Raw genomic sequence first — 21,901 nt, 5'->3', positions numbered from 1 at the left:
TTATTTCTATTTATTCTTTCTCATTAAACCACCCCGTCAAAAATTCTTTAAATTTTTGCCACCCCTCCAGAAAAGGGGAATTTTGTGAGCGTCTATTTTATAGCTATCACTTTGCTTTTTTACTTAAATGTAAAACCTTTCTCTTCCAAAGCATTTTTTAGAATCGCCATTCTTGCGAAGACACCGTTCTGCATTTGCTTGAAAATTCTTGAGCGTTCACATTCTACCAAATCGGTATCGATTTCTACACCCCTGTTGATGGGTGCGGGATGCATGATGATCGCTTCTTTCTTCATAGTTTCTTCTCTGGCTTTCGTCAAACCATATTTTCTGTGGTATTCCGAAGCAGAGAAACTCATCTTCGAGTCGTGTCTTTCGTGTTGAATTCTCAATAACATCAAAACATCTACATCGTGAATCATCTCATCTACAGAAAGATAAGTTCCGTTAATTAAAGCTCCTTCATCAAACCACTGTTCAGGTCCTGAGAAATATACTTTAGCACCTAATCGCCTTAAAGCTTCTGCATTTGAATTGGCAACACGGCTGTGTTTTACATCTCCAACAATCCCAATTTTTAAACCTTCAAAAGTTCCGAACTCCTGATAAATCGTAAGCAAATCGAGCATACATTGCGAAGGGTGATTTCCCGTGCCGTCACCTCCATTAATAATTGGAATATTGATGTTTGTCAATTCGTCAAAATATCGGTCTTTTTTATCTCTGATTACAACGAGATTAACCCCTATACTTTCAATGGTTTTTACCGTATCATACAAACTTTCACCTTTATTGACAGAACTGTTTGAGGCATCAAATGGAACAACCTGCAAACCGAGTTTCCTTTCAGCAATATCGAAGCTTGTTTTAGTTCTTGTACTGTCTTCAAAAAAAAGATTTGAACAAAAAACTTCGCCCTCCACTTTTACATTTTTTCCGTTAGCAAAAGCCAATGCTTCGGTCAGTATCTTATTGATTTTGTCTGTACTTAGTTCGGTAATTGTAAACATAATATTTTAATTTTTGAACATAAAAAAAGCGAAGAAAATATCTTCGCTTAAAATAAATAAATATCGTAAAGGGCGTCTACGCCCGGTAATTCTAATGATATAAATACTGTGTTATTCATTAGGTGCAAAGATATAACATTTGCATAACATGACAAAGTCAAAATTAAAAAATTTGAAAAACTTTAACCATAAATGATTATTACTTTTTTAAAGGATTTCTTTTAGAATTAAAATCGTAGATGCTCACAAGAAGTTTACCAGTATACATACTCTTCACGATCATTCTTTAAATTGTGAAATTAAATCTTTCGTTCTCTATTTATTATAAGCTTCAATTTCAAACTTTAATTTAAATTCGTTGTGGAAAATCATCCCGATTAGCAGTTTTTGGGGAAGGAGTAAAGTGTAATTTTTAACGGTTTAAGCAAAAAAGATTTAAGCCTACACTTAAAATAAACAGCTCTTAAGAATTCTTTACTTGTGTATTGTAAAAAGAATTTTAATTAAATAGATCTTAAATAAAACTTATTTAATAATTTAGTAGAAAAACAGACCATGCAAAGTTTCAGAGAACACGCTGCGGACAAATTTTATCAAAAGAGATTTTAATGTTAGAAATAATTCGAGCTAATGCTGATGATAGTGAGATTTTATCTGAGATCACAAAAAAATCGAAGGCATATTGGGGATATTGTGAAAAGCAAATGGAGGAATGGTCGGGTCTGCTGACGATAAGTTCAGAATATATCCTGACGAATAATGTGTTTAAATTAGTCGTAGAAGGTTCTGTATCAGGTTATTATTCATATTATTTAATAGAAAATAACAGTGTACGGCTTGATAATTTTTTTGTATCACCTGAAAGCATCAGAAAGGGATACGGCTCTTTATTAATGAATGATTTTATCCTAAAAGTACAGAAGATCGGTAGAGAAAGAGTAATCTTAGACGCTGATCCAAATGCAGAAAGATTCTACAAAAGCCTAGGATTCGTCAAAATCGGACAAATTGAAACATCAATTAAAGATCGATTTTTACCCATTATGGAAATGAAATTATAACTGAATTTATTTAAAAAAGCAATTCTAAAAAGAAAAGTATGAGAAATTATGTAATTGAAGATTTACCGCATTATTTTGAAGAGTATAAAAAATCAATCAAAAACCCAAAAAAATTCTGGGATAAGGTTGCAGATCAAAATTTTGTCTGGTATCAAAGATGGAGTAAAGTGGTAAAATATGATATGAATGAAGCAAAAATCACATGGTTTAAAGATGCTAAATTAAATATCACCAAAAACTGCCTAGACAGACATCTTTCTACAAGAGGAGAAAAAACTGCCATCATCTGGGAACCCAACGATCCCAACGAAGAAGCTCAACATATTTCTTACAACCAATTATACGAAAAAGTAAATAAAACTGCTAATGTTTTAAAAAACATGGGCATTAAAAAAGGTGACCGAGTATGCATTTACCTCCCGATGATTCCTGAACTGGCAGTGACAATGTTGGCATGCGCTAAGATTGGCGCTGTACATTCGGTGATTTTTGCGGGATTCTCGGCCTCTGCTGTTGTTTCCAGAGTGAATGATTGTGGTGCCCAAATGCTTATCACTTCAGACGGTAGCTACCGAGGCAACAAAGTTTTAGATTTAAAATCGATCATTGATGAAGCTTTGGAAAAATGCCCCACTGTTGAAACAACTTTAGTCATTAAAAGAACTAATAACGAAGTCCGCATGAAGGAAGGGAGAGACTTCTGGATGGCCGATCTGTACGAAAAAGCTTCATCAGATTTTGTCACTATAATTATGGATGCCGAAGACCCACTTTTTATTTTGTACACATCAGGATCTACAGGGAAACCCAAAGGAATGCTGCATACTTCCGCTGGATATATGGTTTACTCAGCTTACACATTCAAAAATGTTTTTAATTATCAGGAAAATGATGTCTATTGGTGTACTGCAGATATTGGTTGGATTACCGGTCATTCGTATATTCTCTACGGGCCACTTTTAAATGGCGCAACAACCGTTATTTTTGAAGGAGTTCCCACCTACCCTGAACCAGACAGATTCTGGGAAGTCATTGAAAAACATAAAGTTACTCAGTTTTATACGGCGCCAACCGCAATCCGTTCTTTAGCAAAGGAAAGTGCAGAATGGGTAGACAAACACGATTTGAGTTCATTAAGAGTGATCGGATCTGTTGGTGAACCTATCAATGATGAAGCGTGGCATTGGTTTAATGATCATGTCGGAAGAAAAAAATGTCCGATTGTTGATACTTGGTGGCAAACCGAGACAGGCGGAATTATGATCTCACCGATTCCTTTTGTGACACCAACAAAACCTACTTACGCAACACTACCGTTACCGGGAATTCAGCCTGTTTTAATGGATGACAAACGCAACGAAATTACCGGAAATCAGGTAACCGGGAATCTATGCATCCGTTTTCCGTGGCCTGGGATTGCCAGAACGATCTGGGAAGATCATCAACGATATAAAGAAACTTATTTTACCGCCTTCCCCGGAAAATACTTCACTGGCGACGGTGCTTTGAGAGACGAGGTTGGATATTACAGAATTACAGGTCGAGTTGATGACGTTGTGATTGTTTCCGGACACAATTTGGGAACCGCTCCGATTGAAGACAGTATTAACGAACATCCGGCAGTTGCAGAATCTGCGATCGTGGGATTTCCGCACGACATCAAAGGAAGTGCATTGTACGGATTTGTTATTTTAAAAGATTCAGGTTCAGACAGAAAGCATGAAAATCTTGTTAAAGAGATTAATCAATTGATTTCAGATCAGATCGGTCCGATTGCTAAGCTTGATAAAATTCAGTTTGTTTCCGGACTTCCGAAAACACGCTCAGGAAAAATTATGCGTAGAATCTTAAGAAAGATTGCTGAAGGAGATTTCAGCAATTTCGGAGACACTTCTACCCTTTTGAATCCTGAAATTGTGGATGAGATTAAAAATGAAAGAATTTAGATTAATTTAAATAATTTAGAGCCTGTTTAATTTTTAGACAGGCTTTTATTTTATTCAAAAAACTCAAAAATGAAATATATTATTTTTTATTCGTGAATAATCACTTGCAGGTTTCGCATAATGACATTTAAATAATCAAAATTGGTTACTAAATAATTATACAGTTTAGAAAGACAATATTTAATTTAAAATAGACAACCTCTTAATTTTTTATTATTATTTATAGATAAAACAATAAATATTGTTTTTTATTAAAAATTCATTAAAAATATAGTAGATATTTCAAAAATTAATTTTACCTTTAAGTATCAAAAAAGATTACTATGTCAAGCATTTTAGCAGGATTATTTGATCACAACGGTGATTATAAGCGGTTGGAAAACGAACTGGAAAATTCTGGGTTTGGAAACTCTGATTATATTGTTTACCTCACTGAAGATCACCATCATGCGCAATTTCTGGCGAGTGTAGAAATTAAGGATAACGAACAGTCTCAAAAGGCTCATGATGTTTTTCAGGGAAATTCTGTCTTAAAGACTTATGTTTTTGAAAACATGAAGATAAGTGAAGCATCTTACAGCACCGTTAAAAAATATATTGATGCTCGTAGTAAAGCAGAGATTCATAACAGCCCGGATGTGAAGAAGAAATCTCAACATACAGGAATGGACTCTGAAGTTAAATTCTAAAAATTAAACTAAAACTAATAACCTAGATCCGCAGAATTTTTTCTGCGGATTTTTTAGTCCTAGAGATTGACAAATCCTTTTATTTTTCGTATTTTCGTCTAAACAAAGCCTTTTACACAAATGAGTTACGACTTGGAGCAAGAGAACAAAGAAATCTTAGCGAGGTATAAAGACCTGATTTCTAACACATACAGAACTTTGGATGAGGACAATAATAAACTCATTCGGAAGGCTTTTGATATTGCATTAGACGCCCACAAAGATCAGAGAAGAAAATCTGGCGAACCGTACATCTATCATCCGATAGCTGTTGCAAAAATCGTTGCTAAAGAAATCGGTCTGGGAGCAACATCAATAGCCTGCGCTTTATTGCATGATGTAATTGAGGATTCTGATTACACCTACGAAGATTTAAAGAAGATCTTCGGTGAAAGAATTGCGAGTATCGTCAATGGTTTGACGAAGATCTCTATTATGAATCATCAGAATATCTCGGTACAGTCTGAAAATTACAGAAAGCTACTTCTTACGCTTTCTGAAGATTTTCGTGTGATCTTGATTAAAATTGCTGACCGCCTTCACAATATGAGAACGCTGGAAAGTATGGCTCCCGATAAGCAGAAAAAAATCGCTTCGGAAACTGTATACATTTACGCTCCTTTGGCTCACAGACTAGGTTTATATAATATTAAATCTGAGCTTGAAGATCTTTCTTTAAAATATAATAATCCTGATGTCTTTACCGAAATTACTCAGAAACTCGAGCTTGCGAAAGAAAGCAGAGAGCGTTATATTGAAGAATTTAAAAAAGAGGTTTCCGAACGATTAAATGATGAAGGTCTGAATGTGACAATCAAAGGACGCGCCAAGGCAATTTCATCAATTTACAGAAAAATGCTGAAGCAAGGTGTTTCTTTTGAAGAAGTTTTTGATAATTACGCCATAAGAATCATTTATAAATCTGATGCAAAAAACGAAAAATTTCTTGCCTGGAAGATCTATTCAATTGTTACAGATGTCTATCACAGTAACCCGTCCAGAATGCGAGACTGGATTACTCAGCCACGTTCAACTGGTTACGAAAGTTTACACCTAACGGTTCTGGGTCCGGATAAAAAATGGATAGAAGTTCAGATTCGTTCAGAAAGAATGGATGATATTGCCGAAAAAGGTGTTGCAGCTCATTACAAATACAAAGAAGGTTATAAACAGACCAATGATGACAGAAATTTTGAAAACTGGGTAACAGAAATTCGTGAAGTACTTGAACAGCAGCAGAATCTTACAACTTCTGAGCTTTTAGATAACATTAAACTCAACCTGTATTCGAAAGAAGTTTTTGTTTTTACGCCTAAAGGTGAGATAAAAATTTTACCAACCAATGCAACTGCTCTTGATTTTGCATTTTCAGTACATTCAGATTTAGGAATGAAATGTCTTGGAGCTAAAATTAACGGTAAACTAGTACCTATTTCGTATGTTTTGCAAAATGGTGATCAGGTTGACATCCTTTCTTCTCAGAACCAGAAGCCAAAGTTTGACTGGCTGGATTTTGTTGTTACTTCCAAAGCAAAATCAAAGATTAAAGGGTATCTCAACTCAGAAAAAAATTCTTTGGTAGACGAAGGAAAAGAGATTCTTCAGCGAAAACTGAGACACGCAAAAATTAATTTTAATGATGAAGAAATCAATAAACTTCAGAAATTTTTTAATTTAAAGACATCCCAGGAATTATTTTTAAAATTCCAAACGAATGAATTGGATGCGAGCAGTTTAAGAAAATACATTGAAAGTAAAAATGTGTTTAATAATCTGCTTTCAAGATTCCGCAAATCTCCTTCAAAAAACCAGCACTATATTGAGCCGAAAGAGATCAATCTTGATATGATTGTTTTTGGTAAGGATGAAGAAAAATTAAATTACAGCTACGCAAAATGCTGTACAGTAATTCCGGGAGATAAAATATTTGGCTTTATAACAATTTCTGAGGGAATAAAAGTGCACAGCGATAATTGTCCGAATGCGATCAACCTGAGAGCGCAATACGATTACCGAGTAATTCCGGCAAAATGGGTGAATGAGGAAAGTTTTAAAAACCGTATTAAGATCGAAATTGAAGGTCTCGACAGGATGGGGATGATCAACGATATTACTACCGTGATAAGTGGCGCAATGGGAATGGATATGAAAAGTATGTCGATCGAATCAAACGACGGCGTTTTTGTAGGGAACATTAATCTGGAAGTCAAAAACAGAAGTCAGCTAGACGAGACTTTTAAAAAGCTAAAAGATATTGATGGCGTTTCTAAAGTTATCAGGATTTAAAATACTTTTTATGAAATTTGAAGAGAATGCTCTATATATTATCGAAAAATTTAATGTAAATAAGCAAATTAATTCAGTAGAAATGGGTAGACATTAGCTAATAAAGAGAATCGCAGAGAAATACAGAAAGGTTAATCTTTGATAATACTCCAAGTTCCTTTAAAATTACCCATTTCCCAGGTTCCATTTTTTGTCTGCATATTTCCGATAAGCATAAAATCGTCTGGTGATCTTGAGGTAGTATTGAAGGATGACATGATTAAACTCGTAATATAACTATCAGGATTACCCGCTGTTCCTCTGATAACCTGAACACTGGCATCTTTCCGAACGATTACTTTAAGCGATCCTTTGTAGTCGCCTGTGTAACTTCCACTATAATAACCCATATATTCTGAGGTGAAATTTTCCTGAGCGCGCTTTTCTTCAGCCTGATCCATAATCTGATCGCATGACTGTAAACTCATCATTACCAAAATTATTATTAATTTAGTTTTCATGTTTATCATTTTTTATTTCCTCTATAATACTACGGATATGATCTTCATCACTCTCTAAATTTGGCTCCTCGTTCGTAGATCGGTAGTTTGCAGCTTCTTTTTTAATTTCATCTGACAAAAGCTTTTCAACCCGCAGTTTTCTCAGTGCCATATTCAGTTCGTTCCCGAAAAGAAGTAGATAGACATTCACATTTACCCAGATCATCAATAATATCATGCTGCCGATAGATCCGTATAGAACGTTGTATCTTGCCACATTTTTAACGTAAAGTGTAAAAAGATAAGTGGTAAGGATAAATAAAACCGTTGTAAGAATTGCTCCGGGAATTGCCTGTCTGAACCTGATAATTTTCACAGTTCCAAGCCAATAAAATAATGCTAAAAGTAAGAAGAAAAAAACAGGAAATGAGACGAAACCAATGATTTTCGAGAGATTATTGGTGAGCCAGGAAATATTATACGTCGGTGTAAAAAGTTTAAGAACAACTTCAGAATAATAAACTCCGAAAAGTGCCAAAAATACGATCGTTACAAACCCGATTGTAATAAAAAACGACAGAATAAACTCTTTAACATCAGGAAGTTTTTCTTTCGAATTTTCATTAAAGCCATTAATTATAGAAAATGTACCGTTAGTAGCAAAAACAAGCGCAATAAGAATGGTTAAATTACTGATTCCCTTCATATTGGGAATTATATTATCCTCAATGTAACCTCTTACATCGCCTTCAATATTGGAGGGGAAAATATTATGCATCAAAACTTCAAATATATAAAACTGAAGCTTGTCGTAATGTGGCATGTACGGCAAAACGGACAATAAAAAAAGAAGAAATGGAAAAAGGCTCAGCGTGAAGCTCCATGAAATTGCAGCAGCTTTCTTTCCTATTTTACCCTTGAAAACGCCTGCGAAATAGATTTGAAACAATTGCCACAGCGATATTCCCAATACCGGAAGATGTATATTATCAAAAAAATCTTGAACTTTCAAAAGAAAACCCGGAACCTTAATACCCATTTTTTATTTTAAAATTTGATCTGCCCTGTCAAACTGTCGGTTGACAAATTTAGGGGAATTTATTCTAAAACCCAATCCAAACCTAAATAACCAATTGGTGGTCGAATAAAAATTTTCATTATTACTGTTGATCCAGTTGAGTTGAGCGCCGCCACCAAAAAACCACTTTCCATTATCAAATCCTATTCTGGTATTAGAATTAAGACCGATATTAAACTCATTATAGTTTTCGTTAAGAAGATGTGAGTAATAAACCTGCGGATATAATTCTACAATTGCATACCAGTTTTTGTCTATCACTTTCTGTATTCCTCCTCCCGTTCGCAAAGTGATTCTGATATGTTTTGTAACAGAATTCCCACTTGAGGAATCACCAATTTCCATACCGCGATAGATAACACGATCTGTATCTTTCATCATATTATATTGATAAAATAATCCGGTGATCATCACAAAATCACTTTTCAGTGGTTTGTAAGTCATATTCGTGTAACTTTTGTAGTTATCTTTGTTACCCACCCAGAGATAGCTTGTTTCTCCCTGAAACGACTGATATTTTGCTTCAGGAAACTGCATATTATCGTTACCGAATTCATCTGCGATCTCGTTATCAAAAACAGCTTCAAAAAATCTTTTTGTGTTTTCTAAATAAAGGCCTTTTACCTGACTGTAATTAACATATTGCCGAAGTTTGGGATTTAAAAAAAATGAAAAACCTAAATTAAAATATTTAGTTTTACCTTTTATATCATCATCATTATTGATTCTCACCAATTTTGGTGCAAAAGAGATACTTGCATCAAGCCATCTATAGCGCAGAAAAAACTCTGTATAAAAAGAATCATTTGGTTTTAGCAGAAATGTCTGGCCTTCGTAATATAATCCAAAAGAATTATTGAGGTAGCTCACTCCTGCAACCAGAGATATTTTATTAAGGTCTTCCTCAAGATATTTTATCTCTGTAGAATCACTAACTTCCTGTGAAAAAGCAAGCCCCGCAAAGCAAAAAAACAATAATGAGTAAAAAGAAAACTTCATCGTGATTGTGTTGGTTTTTGTAAAAATACAGAATTTAAAATAATTCTTTGATTTTTTAATTATAAGTATCTTTGAACTTTATTTTAAAGCTAAAAAATGCGCATCAATCTACTTTGCATCGGGAAAACAGACGATAAAGAAATCACTTCTCTTATCAACTATTATCTCACAAGACTTCCAAAGCACTGGAATTTTGAAATTATAGAAATTCCTGATATCAAAAATGCAAAAAACCTTTCTTCTGAACTTTTAAAAAAGGAAGAAGCAAAATTATTTCAAAACTACATCGATAAAAATGACTGGGTTTCAATTTTAGATGAAAAAGGAAAACAGTTTACCAGCAGAGAATTTTCTAAGAAGATTGATAATTGGATGAATTCTTCAGTAAAAAAAATTCATATTCTCATTGGTGGAGCTTATGGCTTTTCGGAGGAAATCTACAACAGAGCCAATGAAAAAATGTCACTCTCAAAAATGACATTTACACACCAGATGATCCGGTTATTTATCGTTGAACAATTATATCGCGCTGACCAGATTTTGCAGGGAAAACCGTATCATAATGACTGAGATATATTTTTATCTAAAATATTTGTGTGTATTCAAAAATTATAAAGAAAGATCAAATTGCTTTTCAAAAATTTTTATTTGTTCTTTGCTGTAATCGTGATCTCCTTGCATTACTTTAGATTTTATTTTTTTGAGTGCTTTAACTGTATAGTCAAATAACTCTTTGTAATCAAATTGTTTTAAAGTCTTTGCAACATATATTAAATAATTAGAATTTTCTTCTCTATCAATCCTCAGTTTTATAGCATCTTCAGCATTTAAAATTGCTTGTCTATCATCAAGAAATGTTATGAAAAAATCTAAATGTTGCAAAAAATCTAATTCAAAAATATATTTGTTTACAATCTCTTTATACATTGTACTATTTAGGGTTTTCAAAAACTTGATATTCGTTTGAGAAAGATTAGGCAATTCAACTTCTTCATTATCAATATCACGTGTAGAAAATTCATTTATTTTAATTTTTTTAAAACCATCATAAAGATATTTTGCAAGGTCATCTTTATTGAGAATTTTTTTTGTATAATTTTCAAATACATAATTATCTAGTACTCCATCATTTATCCAGGCTTCTTTTATGTAAGGATAATATAGTTCGCAATAATGATCAACAAATACTTCGTTTTTAGAATCATAAGTACTCCTACTCAAAGGTGAAATCAATAAACTTCTTCTTGGATTACTAGAATTAAATATTTTTTCAACAAGTAACTTTGCTTTTGGGCTACAAAATTCTGCAACAGTTATCAAATAGTTTTGGTACACAAAAAAATCGTCATCACCTGCAAATTTTTCAATAAACTGCTCTAAAAATAGAATAAATTTCTCATCAGGAAACTCCTGTATCGCATAGAAAGATTGATCACCAAAACTTTTAATAAATTCTATATCCTCCTGTTTCTTAAATTTAGCTACATATTTTAGCAAGTATGGGAAATTTTTCTCTTTGACCAACTTTTTAATTGCATCATAATATTCTTTCTTCAAAGGAATGGCATATTCAATATTCGACAACAAATTTTCATTTAATGGTTCTGATGCAAAAATAAAATTTAATAGTTCGTCTTTTAAAGCACTTTCTCTACTCTCATACGTTTTGGGATCCATTGTTAAGCGTTCAAACAAGTCTCCGTTATAAACAATAGATCCAATTTCTGGATCAAAACTTCTAATAGTATGGCTTTGTGCTATTATATCTTTTCTACCAATGGTTGCTTTAAAAAGTTGAACAACAGTAGCTGTATCATTGTCTGCAAATAATTTTTGAATAATTAATTTTCTGAAAGTCAAAGGAATTTCCTGTCCATAGAGACTTATTAAATCCGATTTATTCGTTTTTGAAAAAATTGATTTTTCTACTTTATCTTTTAACAATGCAAATTCATCAAAATTATCTATTATTGCGTGATCATCTATCAAAGATAAAGAATCGTATTTTTTTATTTCAAATTCTAGTTCTTTGTTTATTTGTGTAAACGCAAAAAAAGGAGATAACAAAAATGTAAGAATAAAAATTTTCATCGTATTATTTTTTCAACTAAGCCATTTGAAAAATTTTGTCTTTTCGTAATTTCCGCGTCTAGCGAATTTACAATGCCATTGCAATAAAAAATCAAAAAGCTATTTTAATTTATTACAACCCTATCTGTCTTTTTGCCTCTCCCACCACAAATGCAACAGAATTGGCAATATTAAAACTTCTGATAAGTTTAGACATCGGGATCGTTAAATGATTTTCAAATCGATCTAAAACATTTTTGCTTAAGCCCACACTTTCTTTCCCGAAAACCAACCAGTCACCATCCTGAAAATCAATTTCAAGGTAAGATTTTTCAGCATGAGAACTCATCAGGAAAACACGAGATAAGTCAGGAATAACTTTTATCCACTCATCAACATTTGCGTATTCGGTGACATCAAGATGAACCCAATAATCTAATCCGGAACGTTTTAGATTTTTATCGTCGATCACAAATCCGAATGGATGAATTAAATGCAGTTTACTTTCGGTGCCTACACACAATCTTCCGATGTTTCCTGTGTTATTGGGAATTTCTGGTTCTACAAGAACAATATTTAGCATGAATACTTTGAATATTTAAAGAAAACGAATATTTATTTTTTTACACACTTAGCGTACTGATCTGCCAATGCTCCTTTTTCGTAACCTGTGGCAACGGCTTTATCCAGACTTGCACAAGCTTCTTTTTCTTTAGCAGTATCAAATAAAATCAAAGCCTTGGTAACATAAGATTGGGAAAATTTCGGATCAATGGAAATTGCTTTATTCACATCGACAAGAGCTTCCTTATACTTTTTTAGTTTGATGTAAACATCGGCGCGACCATTGTACAAAAGAGATTCTGGCTTTTCAGACAATAGCTGATTATAGTCTTTTAATGACCCTTCGAGATCACCGTTTCTTTTCTTAAAGTTCGCTAGTCCGGTGCGTGCAAAGATATTATCGGGAGCAAATGTGAGAATTTGATTGAGATCTTTTTCTGCAAGATCTTTTTTACCTAAATTTTCATAAACCTTTGATCGGGTAAGATACATTTCAGCATTTTGTTCATCAATTTTCAGACCGCTGTTTAGATATTCTAAAGCTTTGGTTTTGCTTCCTTTTTGATTGTGTAAAGAACCTAAGTTTGCGTAAACTGACGGAGACATTGGGTTTGAACGCAATGCCGCCTCGTAAGATTTAAAAGCCGCAGGAACTTTCCCCAAACGTCGCTGAGCTGTTCCTAAATTATTGTAATAATCTGATTGAAATTTCTGAATGTGCTCTTTTTCAGCCAGTTTTGTATATTGCTCTTCAGCACATTTGAAATCGGCTTTTTGCATACATTCCTCGGCAATCTTTTTGTCTTGAGCTTTAAAAGACTGACAAGAAGAAATTGCTAAGATGATAATGAATAGATGTTTTTTCATTTTATAGAGTTTGTTTGTTGATGACCTTTTTCGCAAGCATAGAAAATACAGCTCCCAATAAAATCCCGACAAACGCCCCTACCAAAATATCTATTGGAAAATGAACTCCTAAGTAAATACGGCTGTATGCTACAATTGCAGCCCATAAAAATATAACGTGAGGAAACCATCTGAGTTTATCTTTTAACAAAAAACTTAGATAGCTCGCTAAAAAAAAAGTATTTGATGCGTGAGCAGAATAAAAACCAAACTGCCCGCCACATTTTACAATACGCATATATGACTGTAAACTTGGGTCGTGACAAGGTCTTAATCTGGCAACTCCGTATTTGAAAACACCTGCCAATTGATCAGAAACCGTCACACCAATTGCTACGAAAAGCAAAATGTAAAGTAAAGATTTAAGCTTAAAATTTTTGTACAGAAAATAACAGAAAATAATATAAAGCGGAACCCAGACCCACGTTCCGGAAATCATCATCCAAAATTGATCAAAAGGGGTATCTCCCAAATTATTAAGGTAAAGAAACGCTTTTTTATCTTCAAGAATGATTTCTTCCATTACGATCTGCTTACAGGTCCTTCATAGGTATCATCTTCTGAAGGTTTCAATTTTGGCGTTGTATCAGCTAATGGTTCACCAACAATGTCTTTCTGGATATTTTTAGCAGGATCAAAATCTTTGGCAGCATCTTTCACTTTTTCGATCTCACGTTTTATTTCAGAAACAGGGTTGTCTGTTTCCTTCATGATTTCGGTTTTGATGTCTTCTACCGCGCCACGCATTTTTCTCACTCCTGATCCTAGATCACGCGCAATCTGTGGAAGTTTATCGGGTCCGAATAAAACTACAATCGCAATGGCGATCAATGCCATTTCTCCAATGCTTAATTCCATGATGCTAAATTACAAAAGATATGTGAATCTGAATGTTCTAATTTAAGATTTAATAAAATTTTAAATTTTAAAATTATTCTTTTCTGAGAACTTCAGTATCTTTTATAAGCTGTTCTATATCAGTCTGTAAAGTTCCGTTATAAATTCCTCTTATTTTTTTATCACGGTCCGCGAGAATGATATGTTCTGTATGAAGAAATTTTGTGCTGTCGCTCGTAAACCCAAGATCTTCTTCCGCAAAGTAAGACTGCCTTGCCAATTTGTAAATCTCAGTTTTATTGCCCGTCAAAAAATGCCAATTTGGGTTTGTAATGTTATTTTTAACCTTAAAATCTTTAAGCTTTTGAGGGGTATCAATCCATGGAGTTACCGAAAAAGATAACAAAACAACATCTTCGCTTTTTTGATATTTTGAACTTACAATTTTTAAATTTTTGATCATTACCGGACAAATACTTCCGCATGATGTAAAAATAAAACTCGCTATATGTATCTTCTGATTTACAGATTGATCGGTAATTGTCTTCTTATTTTGGTCTGTAAATGAAAACGGAGCGATCGTATGCGGAATTTGTCTTGAAGCATCTTTCTGTGACAAAAAATGCGGTTCAAAATCCGGAGAATTGTAATAAGGAACAGAACTTTCCTGCTTGCACGAAAGCAATACTAAGAGCCAAAAAATACTACTTCTGAAATATACTGTCTTTAACATTCACACAATTTTTAGTTCCGAGTAAACCATATCTTTTACCATCTTTCATAACATAGTTTGATCTTATTTTTCCGTTATCATAGAACTGTTTCTGACTTCCATCTTCATATCCCAAATTATAATGCATCTGTTTTACAAGTCTTCCTTTTCTGTTCCATTCTTTGAATTCACCGTGCTGCTCTCCTTTCAGAAAAGATGCTGATAATTTTGGCTTTCCATTTTCCCACCATTCTTTTAAAGTCTTTACTTTAATTCCGTTATGAAAGTAGCGCTGCTGCATCAACTTACCATTTGGAAAAAATCTTCTCCACTCAGAATGCTCTCTTCCTTTATTAAAGCCCATTACCTCTGCTGTATCTTTTGTATTGGGATACAATGAATACACAATTCCTGAAAACAACTGACCATTATTTACGGCGAAACCATTTTTATTTTCTAAATGAAGTTCAGTGAAATTGTAATATCTGAATTTTTCTTTCTCAGGTGAATGACAAGATAGCAGAAGCGATAAAAAACTAATTGCTGACAGTACCCGCTGTGCCATAAAATCCGTTTCCGTTAATATAAGGATCTGTATTTGTGATGTGGTAATGATAAATTCCTCCAGGATAATCTGCGGTCACACCAGTATGGCCGTGATAGGCATCTAAGGAAGCATTGGCAACTGCAACACCGTTTTCTTCAGGACCGTAAACAGGAAAACCATCCAATAGAAAACCTAATAAAGCAGATTTTGAAGCTTTAACAGTTGTAAGATATTTAGGTTCAACATGATAATGATAATCTCCTCCCTGCGCGGGATGTCCCCAATATTGATCAAACGAAACAATCTCACCACTCAGCGGCTGATTGGGACCCGCATATTGATTAAAAAAAGGAACACCATTTAATGAAACCCCTATCGGACCTAAAGGCGTTGCTGCATGCAAAGAAGCCATTACAGGATTTAATGGGATTTTAAATGTATAATTTTTCGAAGATATTGAGTTTGGATTTTTCGCAAACACATAACCCCCAAAAGTTGTTCCGGAAAAATTTTCGTATAAGCTGTTACTTGAAGAATAGTATGCGCTTTTATGATCCGGAGCTCCTGTGGTCTTGATGTAAACATAGGTTCCATCTGAAGTAATGCTTGAAGCAGCGTAAATTTTGCTGTAGATCGCAGGAACAGTTGATGAGTTACTATTGCTTTCTGTATTCCCGACATCACCACTATTTCCGCAGCTTATAAGGATTACAGAGCAAAGCATAACAATCACCTTGTTATTGATTTTCATATTTATGTTATTTTAATCAAAAATATGAAAAATTCGCAATAACAAACTAAAAAACTTATCTTATTTTAAATATTTTTCTTACTCGCATTCGTTTTTTTAAATGCGTAATACGCTACAATTACACTGAGCGTCATTAAGATAAATGCTAAAAAAAACGGCGCACCAGAAAACCTAAATGGCGCATCTTTGTGCGTAAAATAGAAAAAAAGCTGTGTCATCATTGGAGGCCCGATTATCGCAGTAGCACTCATTAAGCTCGTCAAAGCACCCTGAAGTTCGCCTTGTTCGTTTGCAGGAACACTTTTTGTGATGACCGACTGAAGCGCAGGACCACATATTCCACCTAAACAATAAGGTATCAAAAAGACAAACATCATCCAACCTTCGGTGGCAAATGAAAAAAGCAACATTCCTAATGCATAAAGAGCCAATCCGTAATAAATACTTTTCTGTTCGCCCAGCTTTGGAGTCGTCCACCTGATTAAGACACCTTGCACTAACCCAACCAATAGACCAACAACTCCAAGTGAGATTCCGACCATTCTTTCCGTCCAGTTAAATTCATACATGGTGAAAAAACTCCAGTTACTTTGAACTGCGTGACCTGCGATATATATTAAAATTAAAGCAACAATTAAACCTGAAATTTCGGGATGTTTGCCTAGAAATTTAAAAGATCCTACAGGATTCGCACGTTTCCAGCTAAATTCTCTCCTTTTGTCTTTATCTAAACTCTCCGGAAGAATGAAATATCCGTAAATAAAATTTAACAAGCATAAGACCGCCGCCGCATAGAACGGAACCCTAGCTCCGTAATGTCCTAAGATACCACCAATTACGGGACCTATTATAAAACCAAGACCAAAAGCTGCACCTATTAAACCGAAATTTTTTGCACGGTCTTCATCTGTGGAAATGTCTGCAATGTATGCACTTGCTGTCGTTACACTTGCACCAGTGATTCCTGCAATTATTCTCCCGGCAAAAAGCCAGATGATTGTGGGAGATAATGCTAAGAGAATATAATCAACTGCAAAACCGAATAACGAGATCAAAATAATAGGTCTTCGTCCAAATTTATCACTTAAATTTCCTACGATAGGTGAAAAAAGAAATTGCGTAAAAGCATAAGCAAAACCAAGCCAGCCACCATATTTTGCCGCTTCGCTTATATCTGCATGAATCAGTTCTTTGATCAATGCGGGAACCACGGGAATGATAATTCCCCACCCTGTAATATCTATCAGCAAGGTGATGAAAATAAAGCTCATGGCTGCTTTCTTTTTCGACTTTTCCATAATTATGCAAAAGTAAGGAATATTGGTAAAAGAAATATTGTCAAATCCGCTTTGAGACAAATTATTAATAATCAAGTCAAAAAAAAGAGTCTTTCAACTGAAAGACTCTTTTTTATTTAATGTAGTTTAAATTTATTTTGAAGCGAGAACTTCTTTATTAGTTGAAGTTCTGCCGTGTACATCTTCTTCTTTTCCAGCTTTCAGGAAATCATAAGCAATTGCCGAAGCAATAAATATGGATGAGTACGTACCGAACGCGATACCGATTAACATAGCAAACATAAATCCTCTCAGGTTATCTCCACCGAAGATGAAAATAGCCAAAATTACAAGAATTGTTGTGAATGAAGTGTTGAACGTTCTACCCAATGTACTTGAGATAGAATCATCAAACAATCCTGCCAAAGTAAGAGATTTTTTCTCTCTCAAATACTCTCTAATTCTGTCGAAGATAATTACGGTATCATTGATTGAATATCCTAACACCGTCAAGATTGCAGCAACGAAATCCTGATTGATTTCCATGTTGAAAGGCATTATCTGGTGAAGCAATGAATAAGCTCCTAAAATAACAATTGCATCATGGAACAATGCCGCGACAGCACCTAATGAGAATTGCCATTTTCTAAATCTAACCAAAATATAGATAAAAATACCTGCTAAAGCAGCAACAACAGCAAGAATACCGTGGGTCTGAATATCATCAGCAACTGTAGGTCCTACTTTTTCAGATGAAATTATCCCCGTATCGCCTTTATCAGCAGCTTTGAAATCCTGTAAAGTTATGTTCGCCGGTAGATCTGCTTTCAGACCTTGATATAATTTTTGCTCAACAGTCTGGTCAGCTTTCAAAGATTCATCATCGATTAAATAATCTGTAGAGATTTTCAACTGATTTTCGCTACCGAAACTTTTAGCCTCAACAGAAGAGTTTTTTCCATCATCAGTCTTGAAAATCTTTATCAAATTCTGCTCTATATCTTCTGCATTTACACTTTTATCAAATCTCACTACATAGTTTCTACCACCAGTGAAATCAATTCCGTATTTAAATCCGTTAACAGCAATTGAAGCTATACAAACAACTGTTAAAATAGCAGAAACGATATATGCATATTTTCTTTTACCAATAAAATCAATCCAGGTGTTTCTGAATAAATTTTTCGTTGGAGCCGTCCAAACAGAAAGGTGTTTTCCTTTATTCAATCTACTGAAAATCATTACTCTTGAAAGCAATACAGAAGTAAAGAATGTCATTAAGATACCAATTCCTAAAGTCAAAGCAAATCCTTTAATAGGACCAGTTCCGAATAAAAATAGTACACCTGCAGTCAATAATGTCGTTAAGTGACCATCAACAATCGCGCTTAGTGCATGTTTAAAACCGTCTTTGTATGCTTCAAGAATACTTTTTCCTGCGAAAAGTTCTTCTTTTGTTCTCTCATAGATAATTACGTTGGTATCTACCGCCATTGCCATTGTTAGAACAATACCTGCAATACCAGGAAGTGTAAGGGTAGCATCTGCAGAATCCATAATTCCGAAGATGTAGAATAAGTTGATAATCATTGCGATTACAGCATAAACACCAGCTCCACCGTAATAGAAAATGATATATGCGATAATAATTAAGAATGCGATACCAAATGAAAGCATCCCCGCATCAATAGACTCCTGTCCTAATGAAGGCCCTACCTGAGTAGCCTGAACTACTTTTGCACCTGCAGGTAATTTACCCGCTCCCAAAACATCAACCAATTCTTTAGCTTCTTCCTGAGAGAAGTTACCAGAGATCTGAGTTCTACCATTTGGAATTGCACCTACAACATTTGGTGCTGTATATACTCTATTATCTAAAGTAACGGCAACCGGTCTTCCAACGTTTTTCTCCGTCAAAGTTTTCCAGTCTTTTGCTCCTTTAGAATCCATCTGCATATCAACTACTACCCTGCTCAGTTCGTCGTAACCGATACTTGCAGTTTCTACGGCACCATCTACAGGAGCTTTCTGGTTTGCAGATCCTTTAATTGCATATAAAACCAGACTTTCTTTATCAGAATCTTCCGGTTTGTATCCCCACATAAATTGAGTGTACTTAAGATTCCCCGGACGTAAAGCCTTAGCTATTTTGCTACCTAAAACTTTATTGATTTTAGCAGTATCAGATAACTTTACGCTTCCGACAGCACTCGGATTTCCAGATTTCCCACTTTGCATTAAATTGATGAAATTGGTGTTTCTAGGAACTCCTATAGAATCTCCTTTTGTTGAAATTGCAGTCGTTAAAGACTGAAAATAAGGTGCAACTTCAGGGAATTGCTGTACTTCCCAAAACTGAAGTTTCGCAGAGGTCTGAAGCATTTTCTTCACCTTGTCGATATCTTTCATACCAGGCATTTCGACAGATATTCTCGCCGTACCCGGAACTCTCTGAACATTTGGCTGCACAGCTCCCATCTTATCAATTCTGGTTCTGATTACCTCAAAAGCAGTACCTACAGAAAGGTCAATTCTTTTTTTGATAATACTCTGTACCTGTGCATCAGTAGTATTAAACTTGATCTCTGAAAGATTGGTATTACCAAAAATCTCAGGATCTGCAAGTTTCAAATTGGCACCTTTAGCTTTGTTTACATTATCAAATTCTACAAAGAAATTATCGATGTAAGATCTTGTTGAATTTTTCTGAACTTCGTCAGTTTTATTTAAAGCTTCTATCAGAATAGGATTTGTAGAATAATTGGTTAAATCATTCACAAGATCTCTCTGATTGATCTCCAATAGAACGTTAATCCCACCTTTAAGGTCAAGACCAAGTTTCATTTCCTTGTCTTTCGCTTTGGTGTAATAAAGTTCTGTAAAACCTAGATTCAGTGTATCTTTAGAAAGTCTTGCGATCTCTTTCTGATACTTTTCCGGATTGTCTCCTGCAATAGCAGTTGCCTGCTTTTCAATCTTGCTGGCGTACCATGTTGGTAATAGCTCATTTAAGCAAATTAACCCTAGTACAATAGCAACAATTGTAATAAGTCCTTTTCCTTGCATTTTGTTATAACTACGTTAAATTAAGTCGGCAAATATAATGATTTTATTGATATTTTATGAATTTTTAAGAACAGAAATGGTTTATTTTCAGAGATTTCGGTCTTCCTTTTTCAATTATAGATTTAGTAAAATTTAGTCTCTATTTTAATGAATATTTAAAATACGAATTGGTATGAAATTTTCATATTACTTAAAACACTAAATATCAAATTATTATGAAAAAATCATTACTATCAATCACACTACTCTCATCATTACTTTTCTACTCACAAAGTTTTGTATTGCAAGAATTTGCGACCGGACTTTCAAATCCGGTTGAGATCACTCACGCTAACGATAACCGTCTGTTTGTCGTACAGCAAAACGGAATAATTAAAATAATTCAACCTAACGGGACTGTCAACAGTACAGATTTTCTGAATATCAGTTCGAAAATAACTTTTAGCGGAGAAAGAGGACTTTTGGGATTGGCTTTTCATCCTCAATATGCAACAAACGGTTATTTTTTTGTATTTTACAACAATACAGCCGGAAACATCGTAGTTGCCCGCTATTCTGTAAGTACAGGAAACCCGAATATTGCCGACAGTACAACTGAAAAAATTATTCTCAATATTCCTAAACCATTTGATAATCATAACGGTGGAAGCATTCACTTTGCTCCGGATGGCAATCTATGGATCGTAACAGGTGACGGAGGAAGTGGCGGCGATCCTAATAATAACGCACAAAATAAAAATTCTCTTCTGGGGAAAATACTGAGAATTGACATTAATTCCACAGGTGCTTATAACATTCCATCCGGAAATCCTTTTGTAGGGATTGACGGTGCCGATGAAGTATGGTCGTACGGATTACGAAATGCATGGAAATTTTCATTCGATCTTACAACCAACAATGCAATGATCGCAGATGTGGGACAGGGTGCTATCGAAGAAATCAACAAAATGCCTATTGCAACACCAGCTCTAAATTATGGCTGGAGATGCTACGAGGGAAATGATGCATATAATACAGCTGGTTGTGCGGCTTCAACAACGATGACATTTCCTGTTGCAGTATATGATCATTCCGGTGGAAAATGTTCCATCACAGGCGGATATGTTTATCGTGGAACAGCGTCTCCTAGCCTACAGGGACGTTATTTTTTCGCAGATTATTGTTCGCAGCAAATCGGAAGTCTGGATTCTAATAACGTGATTACGTGGTCGACAGCATTTACCGGTAACAATTTTTCGACGTTTGGCGAAGATAATATGAAAGAATTGTATGTTGCCGCTGTAAATAACGGTAAAATTTATAAAATTACGACAGCTAATTTAGGACTGGATGAAACAACTTTTAAACCAATGAGAATTTATCCAAACCCTGCATCAGAAAGAGTTTTTATTGAAGGAATGACCAACTTGCCTCATACAATTGATCTCATCAGTACAGAAGGAAAAATTGTTCTTAAAGATGTTAAGCTTGATAGCGATTACAGCTTCGATATTACCGGAATAGAACCCGGAGTTTATTATATCAACATAAAATCAGATGATCAGAAAGAATTTAGTCAGAAATTAATCATCAAGTAAACTATAA

20 protein-coding genes are annotated in these 21,901 nt (G+C 34.5%); 6 read left to right on the top strand and 14 right to left on the bottom strand.

The features are described from left to right. Positions 1 to 119 precede the first annotated feature (119 nt). Positions 120 to 1,010, bottom strand: coding sequence for an aspartate carbamoyltransferase catalytic subunit (locus PGH12_RS00375; protein ID WP_267597945.1), 891 nt, complete (start codon positions 1,008 to 1,010; stop codon positions 120 to 122). A 608-nt stretch (positions 1,011 to 1,618) separates the two neighbouring features. On the opposite strand from PGH12_RS00375, the gene PGH12_RS00370 reads away from it, so the two are divergent. From PGH12_RS00370 to PGH12_RS00355, 4 genes are all read left to right on the top strand, one after another. Beyond that, positions 1,619 to 2,071 (top strand): GNAT family N-acetyltransferase, encoded by a 453-nt coding sequence (locus PGH12_RS00370; protein ID WP_267597946.1) that lies wholly within the window; start codon positions 1,619 to 1,621, stop codon positions 2,069 to 2,071. Between the two features lie 38 nt (positions 2,072 to 2,109). Next, entirely contained in the window at positions 2,110 to 4,017 is a 1,908-nt protein-coding gene (gene acs, locus PGH12_RS00365; protein ID WP_267597947.1) for an acetate--CoA ligase, read from the top strand. Positions 4,018 to 4,340: 323 nt separating this feature from the next. Next, complete coding sequence (locus PGH12_RS00360) at positions 4,341 to 4,706, top strand: RasGAP domain-containing protein (RefSeq protein WP_267597948.1); 366 nt, start codon at positions 4,341 to 4,343, stop codon at positions 4,704 to 4,706. A 120-nt stretch (positions 4,707 to 4,826) separates the two neighbouring features. Beyond that, entirely contained in the window at positions 4,827 to 7,031 is a 2,205-nt protein-coding gene (locus tag PGH12_RS00355) for a RelA/SpoT family protein (RefSeq protein WP_267597949.1), read from the top strand. A 131-nt stretch (positions 7,032 to 7,162) separates the two neighbouring features. Here PGH12_RS00355 and PGH12_RS00350 read toward each other — a convergent pair whose 3' ends face one another. The 3 genes from PGH12_RS00350 to PGH12_RS00340 are packed head-to-tail and all read right to left on the bottom strand — an operon-like array spanning position 7,163 to position 9,587. After that, positions 7,163 to 7,531: a hypothetical protein gene (locus PGH12_RS00350; RefSeq protein ID WP_267597950.1), complete on the bottom strand. Its 369-nt coding sequence runs from the start codon at positions 7,529 to 7,531 to the stop codon at positions 7,163 to 7,165. Next, entirely contained in the window at positions 7,521 to 8,549 is a 1,029-nt protein-coding gene (locus PGH12_RS00345; protein ID WP_267597951.1) for a YihY/virulence factor BrkB family protein, read from the bottom strand. The genes PGH12_RS00350 and PGH12_RS00345 overlap by 11 nt, the downstream gene beginning before the upstream one ends. Before the next feature lie 3 nt (positions 8,550 to 8,552). Beyond that, positions 8,553 to 9,587 carry a DUF4421 family protein gene (locus PGH12_RS00340; RefSeq protein ID WP_267597952.1) on the bottom strand — a complete coding sequence of 345 codons (1,035 nt, stop codon included), beginning with the start codon at positions 9,585 to 9,587 and terminating at the stop codon, positions 8,553 to 8,555. Between the two features lie 96 nt (positions 9,588 to 9,683). Between PGH12_RS00340 and PGH12_RS00335 the strand changes: the two genes are divergently transcribed. Beyond that, positions 9,684 to 10,157 (top strand): 23S rRNA (pseudouridine(1915)-N(3))-methyltransferase RlmH, encoded by a 474-nt coding sequence (locus PGH12_RS00335; RefSeq protein WP_267597953.1) that lies wholly within the window; start codon positions 9,684 to 9,686, stop codon positions 10,155 to 10,157. 39 nt (positions 10,158 to 10,196) lie between these two features. On the opposite strand, the gene PGH12_RS00330 is transcribed toward PGH12_RS00335, so the two are convergent. The 10 genes from PGH12_RS00330 to secD all read right to left on the bottom strand — a co-directional run bounded on the left by PGH12_RS00330 (position 10,197) and on the right by secD (position 20,317). Next, entirely contained in the window at positions 10,197 to 11,678 is a 1,482-nt protein-coding gene (locus tag PGH12_RS00330) for a hypothetical protein (RefSeq protein WP_267597954.1), read from the bottom strand. 112 nt (positions 11,679 to 11,790) lie between these two features. Next, positions 11,791 to 12,240, bottom strand: a complete 450-nt coding sequence (locus PGH12_RS00325; RefSeq protein WP_267597955.1) for a tRNA (cytidine(34)-2'-O)-methyltransferase — start codon at positions 12,238 to 12,240, stop codon at positions 11,791 to 11,793. 32 nt (positions 12,241 to 12,272) lie between these two features. Then, positions 12,273 to 13,088 (bottom strand): tetratricopeptide repeat protein, encoded by an 816-nt coding sequence (locus tag PGH12_RS00320; RefSeq protein WP_267597956.1) that lies wholly within the window; start codon positions 13,086 to 13,088, stop codon positions 12,273 to 12,275. A gap of 1 nt (position 13,089) precedes the next feature. Then, positions 13,090 to 13,650 carry a phosphatase PAP2 family protein gene (locus PGH12_RS00315; RefSeq protein WP_267597957.1) on the bottom strand — a complete coding sequence of 187 codons (561 nt, stop codon included), beginning with the start codon at positions 13,648 to 13,650 and terminating at the stop codon, positions 13,090 to 13,092. After that, on the bottom strand, positions 13,650 to 13,985 hold the full coding sequence (locus PGH12_RS00310) for a Sec-independent protein translocase subunit TatA/TatB (RefSeq protein WP_267597958.1): 336 nt from the start codon (positions 13,983 to 13,985) through the stop codon (positions 13,650 to 13,652). The genes PGH12_RS00315 and PGH12_RS00310 overlap by 1 nt, the downstream gene beginning before the upstream one ends. A gap of 73 nt (positions 13,986 to 14,058) precedes the next feature. Continuing rightward, positions 14,059 to 14,697 carry an SCO family protein gene (locus PGH12_RS00305; protein ID WP_267597959.1) on the bottom strand — a complete coding sequence of 213 codons (639 nt, stop codon included), beginning with the start codon at positions 14,695 to 14,697 and terminating at the stop codon, positions 14,059 to 14,061. Continuing rightward, entirely contained in the window at positions 14,669 to 15,241 is a 573-nt protein-coding gene (locus PGH12_RS00300) for a toxin-antitoxin system YwqK family antitoxin (RefSeq protein ID WP_267597960.1), read from the bottom strand. Before PGH12_RS00300 ends, PGH12_RS00305 begins: the two co-directional genes overlap by 29 nt. Continuing rightward, a complete protein-coding gene (locus PGH12_RS00295; RefSeq protein ID WP_267597961.1) occupies positions 15,213 to 15,974 on the bottom strand; it encodes a YHYH protein in 762 nt (253 codons plus the stop codon). The genes PGH12_RS00300 and PGH12_RS00295 overlap by 29 nt, the downstream gene beginning before the upstream one ends. Positions 15,975 to 16,039: 65 nt before the next feature. After that, positions 16,040 to 17,272: a TCR/Tet family MFS transporter gene (locus PGH12_RS00290; protein WP_267597962.1), complete on the bottom strand. Its 1,233-nt coding sequence runs from the start codon at positions 17,270 to 17,272 to the stop codon at positions 16,040 to 16,042. A 132-nt stretch (positions 17,273 to 17,404) separates the two neighbouring features. Beyond that, positions 17,405 to 20,317, bottom strand: a complete 2,913-nt coding sequence (gene secD / locus PGH12_RS00285; protein WP_267597963.1) for a protein translocase subunit SecD — start codon at positions 20,315 to 20,317, stop codon at positions 17,405 to 17,407. Positions 20,318 to 20,532: 215 nt separating this feature from the next. On the opposite strand from secD, the gene PGH12_RS00280 reads away from it, so the two are divergent. Further along, entirely contained in the window at positions 20,533 to 21,894 is a 1,362-nt protein-coding gene (locus PGH12_RS00280) for a PQQ-dependent sugar dehydrogenase (protein WP_267597964.1), read from the top strand. The last annotated feature ends 7 nt before the right edge of the window (positions 21,895 to 21,901 follow it).

Origin of the sequence: Chryseobacterium sp. CY350, from assembly GCF_027945075.1 — a bacterium.
Taxonomy (GTDB): Bacteria; Bacteroidota; Bacteroidia; order Flavobacteriales; family Weeksellaceae; genus Chryseobacterium.
The sequence above is the reverse complement of the archived record's forward strand: the minus strand, read 5'-3'. Positions and strand labels throughout refer to the sequence as shown.

What these genes read in the sequence shown, in the direction of transcription:
- PGH12_RS00370 (WP_267597946.1), top strand. Translation starts at nt 1,619, where the DNA reads ATGTTAGAAATAATTCGAGCTAATGCTGATGATAGTGAGATTTTATCT.
- PGH12_RS00335 (WP_267597953.1), top strand. Translation starts at nt 9,684, where the DNA reads ATGCGCATCAATCTACTTTGCATCGGGAAAACAGACGATAAAGAAATC.
- acs (WP_267597947.1), top strand. Translation starts at nt 2,110, where the DNA reads ATGAGAAATTATGTAATTGAAGATTTACCGCATTATTTTGAAGAGTAT.
- PGH12_RS00290 (WP_267597962.1), bottom strand. Translation starts at nt 17,272, where the DNA reads ATGGAAAAGTCGAAAAAGAAAGCAGCCATGAGCTTTATTTTCATCACC.
- PGH12_RS00345 (WP_267597951.1), bottom strand. Translation starts at nt 8,549, where the DNA reads ATGGGTATTAAGGTTCCGGGTTTTCTTTTGAAAGTTCAAGATTTTTTT.
- PGH12_RS00350 (WP_267597950.1), bottom strand. Translation starts at nt 7,531, where the DNA reads ATGAAAACTAAATTAATAATAATTTTGGTAATGATGAGTTTACAGTCA.
- PGH12_RS00375 (WP_267597945.1), bottom strand. Translation starts at nt 1,010, where the DNA reads ATGTTTACAATTACCGAACTAAGTACAGACAAAATCAATAAGATACTG.
- PGH12_RS00355 (WP_267597949.1), top strand. Translation starts at nt 4,827, where the DNA reads ATGAGTTACGACTTGGAGCAAGAGAACAAAGAAATCTTAGCGAGGTAT.
- secD (WP_267597963.1), bottom strand. Translation starts at nt 20,317, where the DNA reads ATGCAAGGAAAAGGACTTATTACAATTGTTGCTATTGTACTAGGGTTA.
- PGH12_RS00310 (WP_267597958.1), bottom strand. Translation starts at nt 13,985, where the DNA reads ATGGAATTAAGCATTGGAGAAATGGCATTGATCGCCATTGCGATTGTA.
- PGH12_RS00305 (WP_267597959.1), bottom strand. Translation starts at nt 14,697, where the DNA reads ATGTTAAAGACAGTATATTTCAGAAGTAGTATTTTTTGGCTCTTAGTA.
- PGH12_RS00320 (WP_267597956.1), bottom strand. Translation starts at nt 13,088, where the DNA reads ATGAAAAAACATCTATTCATTATCATCTTAGCAATTTCTTCTTGTCAG.
- PGH12_RS00295 (WP_267597961.1), bottom strand. Translation starts at nt 15,974, where the DNA reads ATGAAAATCAATAACAAGGTGATTGTTATGCTTTGCTCTGTAATCCTT.
- PGH12_RS00360 (WP_267597948.1), top strand. Translation starts at nt 4,341, where the DNA reads ATGTCAAGCATTTTAGCAGGATTATTTGATCACAACGGTGATTATAAG.
- PGH12_RS00330 (WP_267597954.1), bottom strand. Translation starts at nt 11,678, where the DNA reads ATGAAAATTTTTATTCTTACATTTTTGTTATCTCCTTTTTTTGCGTTT.
- PGH12_RS00315 (WP_267597957.1), bottom strand. Translation starts at nt 13,650, where the DNA reads ATGGAAGAAATCATTCTTGAAGATAAAAAAGCGTTTCTTTACCTTAAT.
- PGH12_RS00300 (WP_267597960.1), bottom strand. Translation starts at nt 15,241, where the DNA reads ATGGCACAGCGGGTACTGTCAGCAATTAGTTTTTTATCGCTTCTGCTA.
- PGH12_RS00280 (WP_267597964.1), top strand. Translation starts at nt 20,533, where the DNA reads ATGAAAAAATCATTACTATCAATCACACTACTCTCATCATTACTTTTC.
- PGH12_RS00325 (WP_267597955.1), bottom strand. Translation starts at nt 12,240, where the DNA reads ATGCTAAATATTGTTCTTGTAGAACCAGAAATTCCCAATAACACAGGA.
- PGH12_RS00340 (WP_267597952.1), bottom strand. Translation starts at nt 9,587, where the DNA reads ATGAAGTTTTCTTTTTACTCATTATTGTTTTTTTGCTTTGCGGGGCTT.